We start from the raw sequence: 17796 nt of genomic DNA, 5'->3' as shown, positions 1-17796 counted from the left end.
TCTCCGAAGGCTGATTATTCTGAAAGACTATCATGATGCCAGGGGAAAACCAGTGGTGGATGACTGTTTTCTGAGAAGTGCGTTCAGCCAGGTTTCATCAAGATTAGGGCGTTTGTCTTGCGTCGTCCACAGGGATTCAATTTCTATCTGCGGCATAGTTTCCAGCAAAGCCTTAAGGCTTGTTTCATTCATATCCGTAAATTGGCGGCCATCTTTCTCGCGCTCACCATCGCCATACTTGAACGACACATACCAGATCCCGCCAGGCTTTAACGCATTTGCCAGATTCAGCATCGCTGCAGGTAATTCTTGTGAGGGGACGTGGAGCAGGGAAGCGCAACACCAGATCCCGTCGTATCGTTGCTGAGCATCCACATCCGCAAAAGTCATCTGCTTAACGGGTAAACCCGTATGTTGGCTCGCTAAAACCACCATTTCAGACGAGGCATCAAACGCTTCAACCTGATACCCCATTTCATGGAATGCTTTAGCATCGCGGCCCGAGCCACAACCGGCATCCAGCACATTTGCACCTGGCGGCAAATGGCGGGTAAAGGATTCATACAGCGAAGACATATCGACATTTACCGTGCCGTCGAAAAAGGTTTGGGCGTTGTTTTGGTAATAATTGAGGGTCATCAGAACGTAGCCTCGCCTTCTGCTTTCGGTTCCCAGGTGTGGAACAGCCTGTTGTTTTTGACTTTATGCCAGTGGCTTTCAAGAAAATCTATCCGCTGTGCAGGTAGCTTTCCAGTCTGCTTCACAATGGTTTCATGCAATGGCAGTTTGCTTTGAATAAAATACTCGTTGCGGGCATGAAGCCGCTCTAACAGCTTGCGGCTTGGCAAATGCGAGGATTTCCCCGCAACGCCACGATTGCAACATTTACATGCCAACACGAGATTCCACACGCCATTGATATTGTTTACAGCTTCACGTGCAGACCAGGGAATAAAGTGATCAACGTCAGCCAGTTCGGCGTCGCCGGGTATCAGGCTGATGGGTTTAAAACAGTAGAAACAACGGCCTTTCTGGTAACCATTCAGACTATCCCGACAACTGGTGATATCGACTCGCCTTTCATTAATTCGGCTAAACAGAAGCTGATTTTGCTCATCGAATTCAACCGCAACAACATTCCTGGAAACCCCCATTGCCCAGGCCTGTTCAACGAGATTCCAGCGTGCGTTCGTTTCAAACGCCAGGTTCTGATATTGCTGCCGTTCGCTTAGCTGATAAAAGTTATCGGTAAGCCGAATCCCTTTGTGAGTTTTACGTTCATCAAGGAAAAAGCGTTTCTCAATCTCGCCTTGATTCACGTTATGGAAGGCATCAATCACATTGTTAAACCCGAGCCGCACCGTTGTTTCCGTCAATTGAGCCTGAGTTATCTCACCATTGTTAAATTGCGCGCAGGCTTCCAGATATTGACTGCCCCGGGATGTGATTTGCTTTGGAGCATGTAAAAGATGCTCGCAAAGATGGCGGCTAAACGGAACGGCAAGATCTTCAAGCGTGACGAGATCACTACCTGATTTGTCCACATCATACAAAGCGTGCGCGAGGGCAAATTTGTAAGATGCGACGTTTCTTCCAAAAAGAATCACGCCGCGCCAATAATTCTCAAGCGTGGGGTCAGCCTGATAAAAATCCATTCACGTTTTCCCGGTTACGGTTTGGTCATGCAGAAGGGGAGTTGGGTTACTGAAACCTGTAACGGGATCACATAACAAATGAAAGGTGATGTAAACCGAGGAAGGATAGATTTAGTGAATTTGTGAGCTGTAAAGGCTGTGCAGAGCAGTAGAAAGGGTAAGGAATTGAAGATGCGCTGATTTTTTCAGCACTTAGCACGTAAACGATAGAATGGGGCTTGCAAGGTTAAGCACGACAGGTATAATCCCCAACGTTTTCCGCATACCTCTTCGTGCCGAAGTGGCGAAATCGGTAGACGCAGTTGATTCAAAATCAACCGTTGAAAGACGTGCCGGTTCGAGTCCGGCCTTCGGCACCATTAGTATGTAAATAGACCTCAACTGAGGTCTTTTTTTATGTCTAAAATCCAGTCCCCGCAAGGCTCCTCTCGCTTTTTCAGTCAACATAAGTCAACCTGATTCAATCTACATCAACTTACTGATGCGGGTACAAATGCGGGTATATCCCGGTTCGATAATGTTTGTACCCACACAGAACCCTTGAAAGGATACTCAACATGGCTCTGAGTGATGTGAAGGTTCGTACGGCCAAGCCTGAAGAAAAAGCCTATAAGCTTACCGATGGTGACGGCATGGTGTTGTTGGTTCATCCGAACGGTTCCAAATATTGGCGGCTTCGTTATCGCTTCGGTGGTAAAGAGAAGATGCTGGCGCTGGGGAAATACCCTGAAGTTTCATTGGCGGATGCCAGGACTCGCCGGGACGAAGCCCGTAAGCTTTTAGCTAACGGCGTTGATCCCAGTGAAAACAAGAAAGCCGTTAAGGTTGAGCAGGAGCAAGAGGCGATAACGTTTGAAGTGGTAGCCAGAGACTGGCACGCTAGTAATCAAAAGTGGTCTGAGTCGCATAGTGCCCGTGTGTTGAAGAGCCTGGAGGATAACCTCTTTGCTGCCATTGGTAAGCGGAATATCGCTGAACTAAATACTAGAGATTTGCTTATTCCTATAAAAGCCGTAGAGACATCTGGACGTCTTGAGGTAGCGGCACGTTTACAACAAAGAACAACAGCAATTATGCGATTTGCCGTGCAGAGCGGTTTAATCGATTACAACCCTGCACAAGAGATAGCCGGTGCAGTAGCAACGGCTAAACGACAGCATCGTGCTGCGCTAGAACTTAATCGCATTCCCGAATTACTTCGTCGAATTGATTCCTACACCGGCAGACCATTAACACGATTAACTGTGGAGCTGACGTTGTTGGTCTTCATTCGATCTAGTGAATTGCGTTTTGCTCGCTGGTCAGAAGTAGATTTTGAAACTGCAATGTGGACGATTCCGGGAGAACGTGAGCCGTTGGAAGGTGTTAAACACTCTCAGCGCGGCTCCAAGATGAAGACTCCACATCTTGTTCCCTTATCACGTCAAGCACTCGGCATTTTGGAAAAGATCAAAAGTATGAGTGGAAACCGTGAGCTGATCTTCGTTGGTGATCACGATCCGCTTAAGCCGATGAGTGAAAACACTGTTAATAAATCACTACGAGTCATGGGCTACGATACGAAAGTGGAAGTTTGCGGCCACGGTTTTAGGACAATGGCATGTAGTTCGTTGATTGAATCGGGATTGTGGTCGACAGATGCGGTAGAGCGGCAGATGAGTCATATGGAGCGTAACTCTGTGCGGGCTGCTTACATCCATAAAGCAGAACATTTGGATGAGAGGAGGCTAATGCTACAATGGTGGGCAGATTTTTTGGATTTTAATAGAAATAGTTATACGACACCTTTCGATTTTGCCAAAAGAGCCTACGTGGATAAAAGACGCAAGGATGTGTATGCTTAAACACTGTTTTTATAAACAGTGAAATTTTAAATTCGTCTAAACCATATAATTTTTAAATATATGTTTTAAAAAGATTTATTTTTAGTGCTGTATTTCGGCGCTAGAATGATAGTAATAGAGGATTGAAAATGCGTTCAAACATCACTGCACTTGAGCTGAGCGATGAGAGCTCTGAAGTGGAGCTTTCGGGGCTACTTCCAGAGCCTAAATGTAAGGCTTATACGACAGAAGAGGGTCGGGTCGCCGGTCTGATTGAAGGTGATGCTGCATCTTCGCTTCGCTTGCTTCCATCAGATGTCTTCAATGTTGCGGTAACATCCCCGCCGTATTATTGGGTAAGAGATTATGGCTATGACGGTCAACTGGGACATGAGGACTCTGTTGACGCGTATGTAGAACAACTTATGACAGTTTTTGATGAAGTTAAGCGCACGCTTCATCCTGAAGGAGTTTTCTTCTTAAACATTGGTGATACATACTATTCTGGCAATGGACAACCCCATGGTAGTGATCCACGGTGTGCATCAAGGAATTTTTAAGGAAAAAGGTGAGAGCTGTAGATGTTAGCGGTTGGGACATCCCGAAGAAAAGCATGATTGGTATTCCTTGGAAAGTAGCATTTGCAATGCAAGCCAGAGGATGGACTCTTCGCAGTAATATTATTTGGAATCGTTGCAATGCGTTCGTTGAGCCAACTGCAAGAGATCGGCCTTATCGTCAGTATGAATTTATTTTCATGTTCACGAAAAACCGCTTTTATAGTTTTGATCGTTCGAAATTAATCGAAGAAGATGTATGGAATATACCAATTGAACGTTCTCGTCGTGCCAAGCATAATGCCTCATTTCCCATGGAATTAGCTCGTAGATGCATAGAAGTGGCTAGTCCAGTTGGAGGACATGTCTTAGATCCATTTGTGGGAAGTGGAACTACGATACTTTCAGCTTTAGAAAATGATAGAAACGTTGTTGGTGTGGATATGAGCAATGATTATATTCGTTCCATAAAAGAGACGTTGAGGGCAGACGGGCTTCATGATGCACCATGGTCAAATTTGTCCAATACTATTGCGCAATCTTCAACTGAATGGGATGGTTGGGTAGGTAATCGGTTAAATTTCAGAAAACCAGGAACATCCAAATAAATAAAGGGGTTAGCGTGAAATATTTCGACATATCAACGATAAAAACAAGTATTGAAAGACTTGAAATGGTAAGTGCCAATTGGCTTTTGCCCTCATTCGTTTTTGCTGCAAATGATATTGGCATAGATAGTTTTGTTGATATGTCGAAAAAATTAGGGACGGATCAATTTTTGGATCGCTATTTTAGCGGCTCTCGTTTAGGTATACCGCCAACGACGAAAGGTAATAATCTATTGCGACCTAGGTTAAAAGGAATTGCTTGGGATCGAGGAGTGTATGCCGGTGATTACATGATACGGCAAGATACTAAAATGTGGGGGAATTTATTTTCTTCTCGTGGTTACAGAGAAATGAGGCTTCAGGGATTAATCGAGGGAGAAAAGGCAGTTACAAAGTTAACTGCCTCATTTCAATTGCAATTTGAGGCAGAAATACCACAAGATTTTTTATTTGAAGATTTATTAGTATGGATATTTGCTTTTGAAGGTATTCCCGAGCAGGTGTCTTCTTGGCCTGAATTGATGCAGATCTTTCTACATGAACATCTTAATTTAGAAAGTTTTAAACCTCCTTATAGGAATAGGTTTAAAATAACCCAACCTGAATTACCTTGGCCTTCATTGCTAGATGAGCGGCCAAGTAACGAAACGTATCTTCAAGAATTATCCCCGAAGCTTTATGCTTATTTATCTACGCCAAAATTGGCAGAGAAAGTAGAAGGGCAGTATAAGTCAAAAGTTAGCCAAGATGATCCTTTATACTCATCAATAAGGTCTATGATTGATAACGGTTCTGGGCTTGCATTTTTGTTGGCTGGACCTCCAGGGACGGGGAAGACACGATATGCCCGTAGTATCGCAGAAAATATTTCACAAATGAATTCTGCGAGGTCTATTTTTCTTCAATTTCATCCTGCAATCAGCTACGATGATTTTATTGAAGGCTTTCGACCAAAATATTCTGAAGAAGATGGTAGAGTAAAATATGAATTATCTAAAAGAATATTTTTAAATTTTGCTGAGTCTGCTAGAAAAGATCCGAAAAATAAATATGTAATGGTGATTGATGAGTTAAACCGAGGTGATGTCGCAAGAATTTTTGGAGAGGTTCTTACCTATATTGAATCGGATTATAGAAATATTGAATTCACGCTTCCTTATTCGGGAGAGAGAGTAAGTATTCCTGATAATTTGATCCTTATTGCAACTGCAAACCCTTACGATCGGTCGGTGATAGACCTAGATGATGCTCTGTTACGACGTTTTTGGGTCTTTGAGATGGATCCCGATAAAGCTGTTCTTCAAAACCATCTCGAAACAGAAGGTGTGGAGGAAAGTATTTGTAAAAGAACGATTCAGCTATTTACGATCCTTAATGAGGTTTTCCCATTTGGATATGGGCATTCTAGCTTTCTAGGAGTCAGAAACCTAAGTGATCTTTCTGCAATTTGGATGGGAAAAATAAGACCAGCTCTAAAAAGAACTTTGCTCCATGATAAAAATACGTATATGACAATTGAAGGTGATGTTGAAAATCTGCTCAAGACAAGAGAAGATGAGCCAGATTTTATTGGTGGCGAGAATGCATAGCTATAATTCAACTATAACCAAAATGAAGGTTATAGAAATACATGAAAGGGAGGCTAGAGTATTTCAACGAACAGATCTCTTTGATTTAAAAGGATATTCATTATTATTACCTGAAACTCGTAGTTTATCAGCGATAGATTTACGTGAACTACATGATGGAATTGAATTAAGAGCGCTGGGCCTCATAGGTTATCTGCCTTTAACGGACAAAATTGCACTTAATCTTAAGCCAAAATTTCCTATCAATAATTTTTGGGAAATGCTTTCCATCGCAGACGAAAGCTATTCTCGTATATTACCTGTATTGCGTAGCTATCAAAACTCAGAAACAAATGCCCCACATTTAATACTTATTAAAAGTTATTGTTATTTTTTAAAAGAAATACTAAGTATTGGATTCTTTAGAGATTATAAAGAAAAATCAGTTGAAGGCTATTGTCGTCCTAAAATAGATATCGGAAAAACTATAAGTCGATTTGTTGCGAAAGGGCAAGAACTTCATTCTTATTCAAATATTTTTGAGTTTACTAAAAATGTTAGAATAAATGGAATTATCAAAAATGCCTGTGTGTCTTTTTTAAAAATAATTTCAAATAACAATGATCTAATGGGTGAGAAGCTCATTTTAAAAGAAGCGTTGATGGTATTAGACTACGTACGTTCGGAAGTGTTTCATCCGAATGATATTTTATTATGTAGTAATCTGCCAAAATGGAGCCAGGACTATTATTTTGGCGCATTAAGTGTCTATTCTATTTTCTTGGGATATAGCAGTGTGGGTTTTTTGTATGGTGAAAAGGGATGCAAGATGCCATCTTTCCTTTTTTCACTTGATAGTATATTTGAAAATTTTATCAGAAACTCATTCAGGTCTGCTTTGATTGATAAACAAATAGCTGTACTTGATGGTAATAATCCGAAACACCAAGTCCCTCTCTTTCAAGACAATAAGAGATTCCCTATTAAGCCTGATTTGATTTATAGATCCGGAAAAGATAGAAAAGTAATAGCTATAGGGGAGGTTAAGTATAAACCAAAAATTGATGAGTCTGATCGTTACCAAGTCATAAGTCATGCAATTGCATTGAATTCACCGATAGCTTTTTGGATTTCACCTGCTAGTAATGGCCCCGGAGGGATGGAGTATATTGGTGAGATTTCTAACGGTATTAAATTTTTTCATTATAAGCTCAATATTTATAATGATCTTATTGAAAATAGCAACAAAATGATTTCAGATTGCTTAAGTCTAATGGTTCAAGCATAATGAATTAAGGCCATTTATCAGACGGATTTTTTTGGCTGTTATGATTTCTTTTGGCCCTATCACCCACCCATTCATTAATGCTTGGCGACCTTAGTAATATTTATACATTCATCAGCATGATAATTGTCTACTGAAAAAGCATTTCTTTCGATGATTGACCTACTCACCATTGATTAGTACACCCCGATATTAGTAATGTCTTCATAAACCACATGAGGACATCCCCATGAAGAAGTGTTTTTCCGACCAACAGATCATCAGTATTCTTCGCGAGGCTGAAGCTGGAGATTCTGTCCGTGAACTCTGCCGCAAGCATGCCATTTCCGACGCCACGCTTTACACCTAGCGTAAGAAGTATGGCGGTATGGAGGTGCCTGAGGTTAAGCGCCTGAAGTCGCTTAAGGGAGAGAACGCCAGACTCAAGAAGCTGCTTGCCGAAGCCATGCTGGATTAGGAGGCGCTTCAGGTGGCTCTTGGGCGAAAGTACTGACGATAGACCAGAAGTGCGAGGCTGTGGTGTTGATGTGTGATGCGACCGGTCTGTTGCAACGTCGTGCCTGCTGACTCCCAGGTTTGTCCCTGTCGACCTGCCGCTCAGCGTCCAGCTGCGTATTTATCGGGCCGCATCACTGAGCTGGCACTGGAGCGCAGGCGTTTTGGCTACCGCCGCATCTGGCAGTTACTGCACTGTTAAGGCTTCATGTTAATCACAAGCGCGTGTACCGCCTTTATCATCTGAGCGGGCTCGGCGTAAAACGCAGACGAAGTCGCAAAGGGCTGGCAACAGAACGTCTGCCGCTGCTCCACCCGGCGGCGTCCAATCTGTCACCTGTTATGTCAGAGCAAGTGAAGGCGCTCACCTGCCAAGTTGCTCAATGCTGTAGAACCCTGAACGACAGGTTTAACAATATCGCTTGCCGTGGTAAACAGACCATCAATTGTTATCCCTGCATGATCACAAAGTCAGATTAGTTATCGCCAAACATCATTTACGGAGTCAATTCATCGTAATTCGTCAGTTGTCCATGAAAATTTATCACCTGATCCACAGGGCTGCAATCTTCGGCAGAAAACATTTCACAGCGTTGGACTATTTCTGGATCACGAATTTTCATCCACTGCGAAAATGCTTCCAGAAAACGTAAGCTGCTGCGTTGTAACGGGATGATGACGCTGTCTGTTTGATTTTTGTCGACGGTGAAAAATGGCACCTCGTAATTCTCGCGGGTTTTATCTCCGTGCGTTAAGTAAGCACTTGCCGTGCCTTTAATGATGTATGACAGCTCGTGGTCTGAAAAATACATCATGGACCAGTCACCTCCTTCACGCTCTGCCATGTAGTGGATCTGTCCCAGCAGCTTGTCAGTCACAGTGATGGATTTGATGTAGCAGGATATCTCTTAAGCACCCGTATTGTTCTGGAAAACTCTAAAGTCGGGGGCCAGTTTTTGTTGACCGTATATGGATGTCCCGGGTGATGCAAGTACTGGTTTGATGCGGTTTTCGACCATATATTCGGCGTCACTATTGGGTTCATAACCTGCGACATTATGTAATCCTAGTCCTGTTTCCTTATCACTACACCGGTATATGATTACCCAGGTCAACTTCAGGCTGTTACAGGGGCGATATGTTTTCCGTCAAGCCCCCACATAAAGCTTATTATCATGCCAGCAATGAAAAGTGGAACACCCAACAACCAGCGTAGGCGAAGCGCAAAGGTTATACGCTCCACTATATAACCTGCTAATAACGGTGGTCCTGCAAAGATCAGCGCTCCAAGGCCTAATACCATACCCAGAATATTGAGCGATGCCCGAAACAACGCTTTAATAATAACAAACCCTATAACCAGAAGAATTAATGCACCAATTATCTGTAGCATTGTTATCCTTGCTTTAACTGTTTCATCCCGGCATCACCCCATCATAAAGGCGTCCAAATCATCCGCGTTTTTAATAATCTTGTCTTTCTCTACTCCATAGGCCTGAGCTAGCGTAATGCTCGCCTCGAGCAATTTACGGTTATTTTCAACGTTGAAAGCTGCTGCTGTCAGTTCACCTAATGCCGTGAATTCGGACAAGATGCGCTTGAGTGCCTGCTGCTCAATGTCATTTAGCTGAAGGGTAAAATGGTCCATTCTGGCTTGTAGAGCCAGGCGGGCTTTGCTGTCCAAATTTTTGGCTACGGTGACCATGAACTTCCCGGAGAGAGAGCCAATCACAGCCCCCAGCACAGGAACAGGGATTAACGCTTGGCCTGCAATGGCCATTGCACCAACAATGGCGGACTCGGCACAAACAATGAGCCCGAGCTCGGTAAACTCATCAAGATCTATTTCACCCTGCTGGTAAGATAAGGCAAGGCTTCCAACCCCCTTGGCGGCGGTGACAATTGCGCTGGCGAATGGTGCTCCCATCGAGGCATAGTTGGTTAGGGTATAAATCGCCCCAGCGGATACACCTCCAATGGCTGCACCTTTTAGTGTATCTAACCCCACGTCCTGCCAGTCTTGTGCATCGAACTCACCACAAAATATATTTTTACCGTCACGATACTTGCGGTATATCCCCGTTCCGAGAGCAAAAGCCCCCCCGAAAGCTACCCCCATCGCTGTCGCCCGCATGGCTTCGTTCAGCGAAGGCTGGTGATCCTCGATAATTTCAGCTTTTTTAGTCTCGTTCTGCTTACCTAATTCCTGATCATGTTTATCAAGTGTTTCGTCGATTTTCCCCCATTGAACGTCTTTGTAATTGGAGACTCCCGGGCGTACGACATCGGCGAATGGTCGCCCCGTCGAGCTTTCAATATCGGCAACTTTATCCTTGATTGCCTGCAATGTTTTTTCGCTCAATCCATCAACCGGTTTCCCATCAATGACGTCCAGGATGGTCTGCCAGGTATCTTTCGGGATATGGTAAAACTGCTCACCCTTTGTGAAGTCGGGATAGGTTTCCATATGCTTCAGGACATGAGTTAGATTGTTATTAATGCCATTTATAAATTTTGACTGTACTTCAATACCATCAATCTTGTAGTCCGCAGGGGCGGTGCGACCAACCCCATTAAATGTTGCACCTAAAGCCGACTCATCAACCAATCCTTCATCGATCGCCTGGCGTGCATTGCGCACGCCCACCTCAAGTTGTTCAGCAATCTCACCGTGTTTGGTACTCATCGAACCCAGAATGTTATTCGGTGACGCAATAAAATCACGCACCTTCTGCATCTGTTCGCCCGCAAAAGTAAAGGCGCTATCCTGTTGCGCCAACTTAAACAATTCATCCTTGATGCGGGCCTGATTGAGGGCATCAACTGCACTGCCAATAACTTGATCGCCTACCGCATCATGACTATTCACACTGTTCATTACTGGATTTTCTTGTTGATCAGTTTTGACAACGCATTGATATGGTTAATCAACGCCCCTAGCTGATCTTTCTGATGCGCATTAAACTGGCTGTAGTCTCGCGGTGCGGTCTTTTCAAGCGCATCGACGATGCTCTCAGTGCCATGATAATGCTCTGACGTTAACACTTTCAGTTCCTGCGCTCCGCGTTCCATTACCCTCAATTCGCTGGTTTTGGCGCGAACCTGGCGATCTTCGCGCTGAGCTTCGTCAATAATTTTTCCATTCTTACGACGAGCCAGTAAGGTTCCACCTGCAATACCTACGGCACCAATTCCCCAACCGACTGGACCCGCTAACGCCAACAATGCGCCTCCAGCGGACATGCCTCCGCCGCCAGCTGCCAGTGCACCACCACCAAGCCATGCCAGTGCAGCATTCGTTGCCGCAGCGCCGCTTAAAGTTGCAATTGCGGTACCCGTTGAGGCCGTACCAAAAGTCGTTGCAATGGCTAAGGCTGCCGTAGGGGCAAATGCTGCGACACCGGCTCCGACTGCAACCCCTGCGGCAGCGGTCCCTTTTCCAACGTGTGAGGTTCGGTATTCTTCTTCCAGTTTTTCGACGACGTTATCGAATTCAGCAATTTCAGCTTTCAGTTCGCTCCAGGATTTATCAAATTCCTTGGGTTTATTCGCCAATCGATTGACGAAGCTTTCACCCCGAGTAATTAGGGTTTTACTGCATTTTTGGCGCAGCAAAAAGAGATCTGTGATCTCCTCCTGAGTATCTTTTGCCTGTGCTTCATATTGGTTTGTTGCTCTGGTAAGACTGGCTAATGCTTCTTTTCTTTCTGAGCCGCGTAACATTTTTCACTCCTGTTGCATATCGTCAAAAATAGCCATGCTGCATTTTGTTTCCATTTCAGCCATTTGTTGATTGAGCTGCTGCTGAAAACGCTGTTGCAGGGTAATCGGGGAAATAATAATGAGATTGGGTAACCAGTATCGTAATAGAGGGAAGAGCTGGTTTTCGTGCGCCATTTCGGTTTGCACAATCAAATCGCCGTTTGATTCTTGTTGTATTAATTTCTGCGCAGGTAATAAGTTGCGGCGCTGAAAGTAGTAGCTAACCTCGGCTGCGATTTTGACGTGTACCGTCTGCTTATTAAGAGAAAACCAGACATCATCTTCTTCAGCAAAGTACTGGGTTATGTGCAGCTCTGGCGTGAAATGTACGGAAGTAAGATGCAGCCAGCGAATTTTACTGAGCTGATAACCCTTTACATTTCCTCTATCCACAGCGCCGAGATACCAGACACCTTTTATGTTAATTAACTTATAAGGGGCAACGGTACGGAGTTTGTCTTTATAGTGAAATTCGCAAATGTTGTTCTCGCGAATCGCTTTATCAAACAGACTAAAGTTATTCTCAAGTACTCGTTGAGCCTCAGGATCACTCGGTAGAGAACGGATACTTAACGACGTTAAATCAGGCTGGGAGAAGAGTTTTTTTGCGGGAAATAAAGCTTCCATACCTAAAATACGGACGAGATTTTGCAGTTCTTTCAGTGATTGAGGTTTGGCATAAGCGGGTGCCAGCCTGTAAATACCATCGCCATTATGGATAATACGATCGCCCAGGCGGTTAAGATCCCGATACAAGGTGCGTTCGCTGATTTTGAATTCGTCCATCAGCTTTTGGCGAGACACAAAACCGTACTGATATAGTTCTGAGATAATAACGGTTATTCTCTGTACCATGACTTCATGCCCGCTCATACGTCTTCCCTTGATAGCTTTTCCCTGATGGTAATCTTGGTTACTGACAGGTCATGTCAGTAACCAACAGGAAAATGGAGAGCTCCCTCTATCTATATCGGCACAAAAACAGTTTTTCTTAAAAATTCATGCATTACCGCGGGAAGAATGCACCCTATGCACTTCTTTTAACATGAGATTAATTATTCTCGGCGGACAGCCCATCATAAATTACCCATTGTCCTATAAAATTAAGAACCGGGTTCAAAAGTGTGCTGTCCCAATCGAATGGCTGTTTTCATCCTCGAACTTCACGTCAGTGTTTGGTTTCTAGTTCAGATAAAGAAACAGGAGCTCTGAAGGGATCAGTCGTAAGGGCAATCTTCCGACTCTTCCTCATCAGGATGTAGACGGTTCCAGATTAAACCGACTATTAGCCATAGCGTCAAAAAACCAAACGCGGACAGCAGCACTGTCTTCATCGTGATACCTCCAGGTCAGTCCATCTATACACTTGCGCTGTGGTATCAATCACTTGAGAGTTTTCATTTTCGCTGGCAAGTTCTTTTACTGGTTTGGCCGTTTCACTTTCCTGTGCCACACCCAGCCAGTGCGTTATCAGTGCATAGTTATTGACCGTTGAATACACGGACGTAATTTTTCCTTTCTCTTCCTGTCCTGTCGTCAGTAACGGGCTATACCAGATAAACATCGGGACCTGAAAAGCCTCTCTTAAGGGTTTCACTCCCCCGTGTTGCCAGCCTTTGTTTTTACCAGACCCTCGCTCCAGCCCATGATCGGAGAAATAAAGCAGCGATGCGCGACTTCCCTGTAAACGATCCACAATCTGTCCCAATAACTTATCGGTGAACCGAATCGAATTGTCGTATTCATCATCGGGATGATTGTCATGGAAATAGCGTTCGCTTTCGGGATAACGTTGGTTTGCAGGAGGATGGCTACCATAAAGATGCAACACAATGAGTTTTTTACCTGGACCCTGTAGGGCGTTATCCAGTAAGGGCAGCAATGCATCATCATAACCCTCTTTCACCCACTCCTGATGATGAGCATTCATGGCAATGCCGGTGATGGCATTACTGTAATCGCCATACATACCCTGAGCGCTGTACCAGTGCGTTTTAAATCCGCCCTGGTTAGCAATATTGATGATGTTGTCAGAATAATGGCTAACAGCCATATCTTTCACGGTCGCGGCTGTCAATGCCAGCGGGACGGCTGTGGCTGTCACAGGAGAGCCACTGATTGCCTGAGTGAACAACAGCATGTTGTCCTGCTCGGATTCTGCAAAAAGCGTGGTCGGTCGATAATAGCCATAAATGCTCATATTTGCCGGTCGCGCTGATTCCCCGATGACCACCACGTAAATATCAATTCCCGTTTCCTTAACCGATAAATCGTACTCTGGTATCTTACGGGACACTCTGGCAATCATGCTTTTATCCCGGTGAGCCTGTAAAAATGGATTCAGGTTACTGAAAGGTAATTCAGAGACAATGCGCTGCAGTGGGCTACTGATGCTGTTTTTTCGTTGCTGATGTAGTAATGCCTGTACGGTATGAACCAGCAACACAATTGCTAAAAATACGGACGGGAGATAACACACTCTGCCAGGCAATACCGGTGTGGTATTTACAGCGGTAAATATCGCAGCAACTGTAAGGACAAAAGTCAGAATGTACCGTCGGTAGATCCCCAACATACCAGTGACTTCCCGACGACTGGTCTCCAGCATGCTGAGTGCAAAACCGTGACTGAAGCGGCTGCGGTATTCACGCCAACTGAACATTGACAACGTGATATCCATCGCAATGAGTATCACCGGAAGTAACGCTATTAGATTACGTAGAATCGGATTAGGCGCCTGTGCCAGTGCCACCAGCAGGGGGACCAGCACCAGGAGCTGATGCAGCACCTTTCGAAAACGAGTGGTTAGCAGACCGACCTTCGCATACAGCACCGTTACGACTATCAGAGGAAAATAACTTCCTTTTATCACCAGCATATCGAGCATCACTTTGCCCTTCCTTTGAACGTGACTGAACACACATCAGCATCAGTTGAGCCCCTGCGCCTGAAAGACAGGCGTGGCAAGGCCCGGCCTGATAAAGCACCGATATGAAAGAAATGTTGTCCGGAATAACGGGCTGGAGAATAACGGGAGTCGTGGCAGAAAAGATAATTGTTTTAATAGATCAATCTCGTCAGATTGATCGGTGATGCCGATCAATTTTTTAATTGATAGGTACATGAAAATATTACTTATGCCTGTAGTGGTGAGGTGGACCACTGGTGATAAAATGCAAAGAAAAGGTATTCCTCTAGGTCATTTTCAAAACGGTGGCTGGTGTACAGTGTGTCTTCTATCCATTGCTGTAGTTTATCCGGGCTGTTAATACTGGCTGGGAGGATATCCTCTTCACCAATGCCCTCCAGCAGCCGCCAGAAATACACCAGGGCAAACTGTTCACGCTGGTGATGTCGCTCAGTCACACGACGCAGAAGGGGTATCCTCTGACGGATTGAAGCAGAGCCTGCCCGTTCACATTCATTCATCAGCAGACTGAACCAGGGCGAGGCTGGATTCAGAAAAGGATAGTCATTGCAGTCAGCAGACGGAGTCTTGTTGGCTTCCAGGAATGGCTTGCTTCGCGAGCGTTGTTCTCTGTTAAGCATTGTCAGAAATCGTGGGAAAAGAACGGGAGAAGAAAATCCTGTGGTAGCGGACAGATTGACCCGCTCAAGCTGAAGATAATAACGATGCCGTCTTAGACGTTTTCCGGTTGCACTGTCGCGCACATTACAAAGATTAAGCTCACGCTGATAGCTTCGCTGCAATGCTGCCAGTGACAGAGTCGGATTGGCCTCAGAGAGGCGATATGAAGTTGAAGTCATTGTATCTCCTGTCGGGATAACACACTCTCGAAGAGGTTTACCCGGACAATCAATGCGAGTGAAATGATAATGAAGTAATAGTGATAAACGGATAGCATGCGACCAGATTAATTATCTGGTCGTGACGCACTTATTTTATTTTTCATCCACGTTTCCACTTCACTTTTAAGCCAGCGGGATGCTCTGCCCATTTTTATTGGGGCAGGAAACAGACCATCCTGAATTAATTTGTAAAACCATTTGTCGGTCAGGCCGGTGAAGGTTGTGATGAATTTCATATCAACAAGTTGGTCATTAAGCAGGGATGTATTTTCAGATGTCATGATGAGTTCTCTCCGATAAAGTTAAGGGAGAGCAACGCCAGGAAGGAATGTATTGCCTTCTGGCGTTGCTCATCAGATATCTGTTGGCCGTAATTAATGACCGTTATTTACACTTTCTTCTCCGTCCGGTTCGAATTTCATCTGCAATATAACTGAGTCTTGCATTTACCCCGTCAGGCTTCTGTGCTTTCTTTGCCATATAACTTAAAATATATTTCATGGCATTAATGCCATCTTCCTCATAATAACGAGTCACCTCTTCACACCTGACTTCATAATGATTTTGGGGGGCGCATCGATGGGCGTATCCTTCTTCTTCAGTAATACCCTCCCACTGCTTCTTGATCTCCATAAATACAGGCCATGATTTATTACGGATCTGAGCATTGATAAAGATTGCGCAGTGAGCATGATGCCGGTGGTCCATTCCATATTCTGCCACCCAGGCATACCCGATGATGCCGTTAATATCTTTCAAGCGGTTTTCCAGTTTGACCATGTCGGCACAAAGACCATGTACATCCTGATGAATGAATTCAGACAAATGACTCAGATAAGCAAAATCAATTCTCAGGAGAATAAGCTTTGAATATCTTCTGAAGAGATTATCAACATGACGGTGTAACTGAGATTCCAGTTCAGGATAAGTCGGGTGATTAGGGTTTGTGATGCAATGTGTACTCATGTTTTATTCCTCAGTATGTCGTTTCATGAACATGTGAGGAAGATGTAAGTTTTAATCTGATTAACGTCCGTGTAACCATTTGGTGGGATGTTTGTACTGTGGGTGGCAATGCTGAACGGGGAGTGATGTCTTCTTTATAATAATAGTAATAACCTTAACTATCCGTTTTCTGACGAATCACCTCGTCAACCAACACTCGTCATACCGTGTGCGGATCAGCATTTCCTCAGGGTAAATCAGGTTGCTATGAATAAAATCTTTGTGATTTATCTACAAAAAAACGACATAAAATATTCAATAAATATTGAAATAAGACAATAATAACCTCGTTAAATATTATAAAAATTGTTTAGGAAATGAAGATGATGAACTATGTTTTTGATATCAAAAATGAAAGGGAGTTATTTTATTTTATGAATCTGTCCTTCAAAGAAAATTATCATATTGACATTGGTAGGTGGGGGGCTGAACTTGAAGGTATGAAAAAGGCAACAAGTGCCTGTTTTGCAGAAAAATACAAGGATGCCTCATGTAGGTTAATTAGTTTCCCCCAGGAACTTAATAATAACTTCCTGGGGGGAATTCATTTTCATTCCTGGATAATTATGATGCTTGTTTTTTCGCATGGTCATATATCAAGCATTTGCGGGAGAATCCTTACAAAGACAATCAATACTTAATGACTGATTGGGCTAAAACATGCATTAAAATGTATGTCATCCCTGATACACACATTCAACGCCTCAGAGCGGTAGTTGGCTATTATGATTGCCTCGGTATTAGTCTGGACAGGAAAAGGGAATTATTGTCAACCCTGATTCTGAAATGGAATGAAATTGAAGTGAAAAACAAGCTCACCAGATGGATTGATAAAGATAATGAAGAGATGTGCGACTGGTTATGGAATTACCTTCTTAAAGAAAAGTCGGTTTGCAATGACATTTGCATCCGAAATATACGTGAAAAATATTTTGCAATCATGGGGTTTTTGAACGCCTGGGGAAGTGTCCCAGCAGGTCCTTCGGGTAGGTTTAAAAATACAGGTAATCATATTGAGGACAAAGAAACATTTTTAATCAGGATGCATAAGACATGGATGCAAAAGAAATACAGGGAAAAGTTAAAAATGAACGAGCTAAAACTGTCTCAGTCCACACTAAAAAAACTTGCCTTCATTCATCAGCAGACAAAAGTCAGGCCAGAGGAATATATAGCTAATTATATAGATGGTGTTTATAAAAAACTGATCTGACACATTCAAAATTAT

The 17796-nt window shown here is 43.8% G+C and carries 17 protein-coding genes, 1 tRNA gene and 2 pseudogenes; 9 read left to right on the top strand and 11 right to left on the bottom strand.

Annotated elements, in window-relative coordinates; all coding sequences use genetic code 11:
* Positions 1-30: 30 nt before the first annotated feature.
* Positions 31-639, bottom strand: coding sequence for a class I SAM-dependent methyltransferase (locus AC0IXI_RS20610; RefSeq protein WP_471683028.1), 609 nt, complete (start codon positions 637-639; stop codon positions 31-33).
* The gene (locus AC0IXI_RS20605; RefSeq protein ID WP_424221321.1) at positions 639-1655 is read right to left on the bottom strand and encodes an HNH endonuclease; all 1017 of its coding nucleotides are present in this window, start codon (positions 1653-1655) and stop codon (positions 639-641) included. The genes AC0IXI_RS20610 and AC0IXI_RS20605 overlap by 1 nt, the downstream gene beginning before the upstream one ends.
* 274 nt (positions 1656-1929) lie before the next feature.
* Here AC0IXI_RS20605 and AC0IXI_RS20600 point away from each other — a divergent pair.
* The 7 genes and pseudogenes from AC0IXI_RS20600 to AC0IXI_RS20570 form a co-directional block, all read left to right on the top strand.
* Positions 1930-2014, top strand: a tRNA-Leu gene (locus AC0IXI_RS20600).
* 198 nt (positions 2015-2212) lie between these two features.
* The gene (locus AC0IXI_RS20595) at positions 2213-3499 is read left to right on the top strand and encodes a tyrosine-type recombinase/integrase (protein WP_471683027.1); all 1287 of its coding nucleotides are present in this window, start codon (positions 2213-2215) and stop codon (positions 3497-3499) included.
* 128 nt (positions 3500-3627) lie between these two features.
* Positions 3628-4038 (top strand): DNA methyltransferase, encoded by a 411-nt coding sequence (locus AC0IXI_RS20590; protein ID WP_471683026.1) that lies wholly within the window; start codon positions 3628-3630, stop codon positions 4036-4038.
* 8 nt (positions 4039-4046) lie between these two features.
* Positions 4047-4643 (top strand): DNA-methyltransferase, encoded by a 597-nt coding sequence (locus AC0IXI_RS20585; protein WP_471683025.1) that lies wholly within the window; start codon positions 4047-4049, stop codon positions 4641-4643.
* Between the two features lie 14 nt (positions 4644-4657).
* Positions 4658-6232: an McrB family protein gene (locus AC0IXI_RS20580; RefSeq protein WP_471683024.1), complete on the top strand. Its 1575-nt coding sequence runs from the start codon at positions 4658-4660 to the stop codon at positions 6230-6232.
* Entirely contained in the window at positions 6198-7499 is a 1302-nt protein-coding gene (locus tag AC0IXI_RS20575; protein ID WP_471683023.1) for a 5-methylcytosine restriction system specificity protein McrC, read from the top strand. Before AC0IXI_RS20580 ends, AC0IXI_RS20575 begins: the two co-directional genes overlap by 35 nt.
* Before the next feature lie 226 nt (positions 7500-7725).
* Positions 7726-8331: pseudogene (locus tag AC0IXI_RS20570) on the top strand (transposase); the annotation flags it as partial.
* 157 nt (positions 8332-8488) lie between these two features.
* Here AC0IXI_RS20570 and AC0IXI_RS20565 read toward each other — a convergent pair.
* The 9 genes and pseudogenes from AC0IXI_RS20565 to AC0IXI_RS20525 form a co-directional block, all read right to left on the bottom strand.
* Positions 8489-8884: a hypothetical protein gene (locus tag AC0IXI_RS20565; protein WP_471683260.1), complete on the bottom strand. Its 396-nt coding sequence runs from the start codon at positions 8882-8884 to the stop codon at positions 8489-8491.
* A gap of 239 nt (positions 8885-9123) precedes the next feature.
* Positions 9124-9384 (bottom strand): annotated as a pseudogene (locus AC0IXI_RS20560) (hypothetical protein); the annotation flags it as partial.
* A 33-nt stretch (positions 9385-9417) separates the two neighbouring features.
* Positions 9418-10869, bottom strand: a complete 1452-nt coding sequence (locus AC0IXI_RS20555) for a hypothetical protein (RefSeq protein WP_471683022.1) — start codon at positions 10867-10869, stop codon at positions 9418-9420.
* Positions 10869-11714 (bottom strand): hypothetical protein, encoded by an 846-nt coding sequence (locus tag AC0IXI_RS20550; protein WP_408541726.1) that lies wholly within the window; start codon positions 11712-11714, stop codon positions 10869-10871. Before AC0IXI_RS20550 ends, AC0IXI_RS20555 begins: the two co-directional genes overlap by 1 nt.
* A gap of 3 nt (positions 11715-11717) precedes the next feature.
* Positions 11718-12626: a helix-turn-helix transcriptional regulator gene (locus AC0IXI_RS20545; RefSeq protein ID WP_471683021.1), complete on the bottom strand. Its 909-nt coding sequence runs from the start codon at positions 12624-12626 to the stop codon at positions 11718-11720.
* 457 nt (positions 12627-13083) lie between these two features.
* Positions 13084-14640 carry a phosphoethanolamine transferase gene (locus AC0IXI_RS20540; RefSeq protein WP_471683259.1) on the bottom strand — a complete coding sequence of 519 codons (1557 nt, stop codon included), beginning with the start codon at positions 14638-14640 and terminating at the stop codon, positions 13084-13086.
* Positions 14641-14888: 248 nt separating this feature from the next.
* Positions 14889-15521 carry a hypothetical protein gene (locus tag AC0IXI_RS20535; protein ID WP_471683020.1) on the bottom strand — a complete coding sequence of 211 codons (633 nt, stop codon included), beginning with the start codon at positions 15519-15521 and terminating at the stop codon, positions 14889-14891.
* Between the two features lie 107 nt (positions 15522-15628).
* The gene (locus tag AC0IXI_RS20530; RefSeq protein ID WP_422568208.1) at positions 15629-15844 is read right to left on the bottom strand and encodes a helix-turn-helix transcriptional regulator; all 216 of its coding nucleotides are present in this window, start codon (positions 15842-15844) and stop codon (positions 15629-15631) included.
* A gap of 103 nt (positions 15845-15947) precedes the next feature.
* Positions 15948-16529 (bottom strand): rolling circle replication-associated protein, encoded by a 582-nt coding sequence (locus tag AC0IXI_RS20525; RefSeq protein ID WP_471683019.1) that lies wholly within the window; start codon positions 16527-16529, stop codon positions 15948-15950.
* Positions 16530-16891: 362 nt separating this feature from the next.
* Between AC0IXI_RS20525 and AC0IXI_RS20520 the strand changes: the two genes are divergently transcribed.
* Together AC0IXI_RS20520 and AC0IXI_RS20515 are read left to right on the top strand one after the other, a co-directional pair.
* Complete coding sequence (locus tag AC0IXI_RS20520) at positions 16892-17209, top strand: hypothetical protein (RefSeq protein WP_471683018.1); 318 nt, start codon at positions 16892-16894, stop codon at positions 17207-17209.
* Complete coding sequence (locus AC0IXI_RS20515) at positions 17209-17781, top strand: hypothetical protein (protein ID WP_471683017.1); 573 nt, start codon at positions 17209-17211, stop codon at positions 17779-17781. Before AC0IXI_RS20520 ends, AC0IXI_RS20515 begins: the two co-directional genes overlap by 1 nt.
* The last annotated feature ends 15 nt before the right edge of the window (positions 17782-17796 follow it).

Source organism: Buttiauxella sp. AC038 (assembly GCF_979253565.1).
Note: the sequence above shows the minus strand (reverse complement) of the source record. Positions and strands in the feature narration are given on the sequence as shown.

What these genes read in the sequence shown, in the direction of transcription:
- AC0IXI_RS20610 (WP_471683028.1), bottom strand. Translation starts at nt 639, where the DNA reads ATGACCCTCAATTATTACCAAAACAACGCCCAAACCTTTTTCGACGGC.
- AC0IXI_RS20605 (WP_424221321.1), bottom strand. Translation starts at nt 1,655, where the DNA reads ATGGATTTTTATCAGGCTGACCCCACGCTTGAGAATTATTGGCGCGGC.
- AC0IXI_RS20595 (WP_471683027.1), top strand. Translation starts at nt 2,213, where the DNA reads ATGGCTCTGAGTGATGTGAAGGTTCGTACGGCCAAGCCTGAAGAAAAA.
- AC0IXI_RS20590 (WP_471683026.1), top strand. Translation starts at nt 3,628, where the DNA reads ATGCGTTCAAACATCACTGCACTTGAGCTGAGCGATGAGAGCTCTGAA.
- AC0IXI_RS20575 (WP_471683023.1), top strand. Translation starts at nt 6,198, where the DNA reads ATGAGCCAGATTTTATTGGTGGCGAGAATGCATAGCTATAATTCAACT.
- AC0IXI_RS20555 (WP_471683022.1), bottom strand. Translation starts at nt 10,869, where the DNA reads ATGAACAGTGTGAATAGTCATGATGCGGTAGGCGATCAAGTTATTGGC.
- AC0IXI_RS20550 (WP_408541726.1), bottom strand. Translation starts at nt 11,714, where the DNA reads ATGTTACGCGGCTCAGAAAGAAAAGAAGCATTAGCCAGTCTTACCAGA.
- AC0IXI_RS20545 (WP_471683021.1), bottom strand. Translation starts at nt 12,626, where the DNA reads ATGAGCGGGCATGAAGTCATGGTACAGAGAATAACCGTTATTATCTCA.
- AC0IXI_RS20540 (WP_471683259.1), bottom strand. Translation starts at nt 14,640, where the DNA reads ATGCTCGATATGCTGGTGATAAAAGGAAGTTATTTTCCTCTGATAGTC.
- AC0IXI_RS20535 (WP_471683020.1), bottom strand. Translation starts at nt 15,521, where the DNA reads ATGACTTCAACTTCATATCGCCTCTCTGAGGCCAATCCGACTCTGTCA.
- AC0IXI_RS20530 (WP_422568208.1), bottom strand. Translation starts at nt 15,844, where the DNA reads ATGACATCTGAAAATACATCCCTGCTTAATGACCAACTTGTTGATATG.
- AC0IXI_RS20525 (WP_471683019.1), bottom strand. Translation starts at nt 16,529, where the DNA reads ATGAGTACACATTGCATCACAAACCCTAATCACCCGACTTATCCTGAA.
- AC0IXI_RS20520 (WP_471683018.1), top strand. Translation starts at nt 16,892, where the DNA reads ATGATGAACTATGTTTTTGATATCAAAAATGAAAGGGAGTTATTTTAT.
- AC0IXI_RS20515 (WP_471683017.1), top strand. Translation starts at nt 17,209, where the DNA reads ATGACTGATTGGGCTAAAACATGCATTAAAATGTATGTCATCCCTGAT.